Source organism: Desulfacinum infernum DSM 9756 (assembly GCF_900129305.1).
Lineage (GTDB): Bacteria > Desulfobacterota > Syntrophobacteria > Syntrophobacterales > DSM-9756 > Desulfacinum > Desulfacinum infernum.
This window is the reverse complement of sequence record NZ_FQVB01000002.1, coordinates 1-440: the sequence shown is the minus strand read 5'-3', so window position 1 is coordinate 440 and position 440 is coordinate 1. Positions and strand designations below refer to the sequence as shown.

At 58.0% G+C, this 440-nt stretch carries 1 rRNA gene; it reads right to left on the bottom strand.

Features of this window, described 5'->3' with window-relative positions:
- Positions 1-440, bottom strand: a 23S ribosomal RNA gene (locus tag BUB04_RS00010); the annotation flags it as partial.

The window sequence follows — 440 nt, the reverse complement described above, 5'->3', positions numbered from 1 at the left end:
GCTCCTGGCGGAACAACTGGGACACCAGAGGTCCGTCCATCCCGGTCCTCTCGTACTAGGGACAGATCCCCTCAAAGTTCCTACGCCCGCGGTAGATAGGGACCAAACTGTCTCACGACGTTTTAAACCCAGCTCACGTACCGCTTTAATCGGCGAACAGCCGAACCCTTGGGACCTGCTCCAGCCCCAGGATGCGATGAGCCGACATCGAGGTGCCAAACCTCCCCGTCGATGTGAACTCTTGGGGGAGATCAGCCTGTTATCCCCGGCGTACCTTTTATCCGTTGAGCGACGGCCCTTCCATACGGAACCGCCGGATCACTAAGACCGACTTTCGTCCCTGTTCGAGGTGTCCCTCTCACAGTCAGGCTCCCTTATGCCTTTACACTCTACGGCTGGTTTCCAATCAGCCTGAGGGAACCTTCGCGCACCTCCGTTAC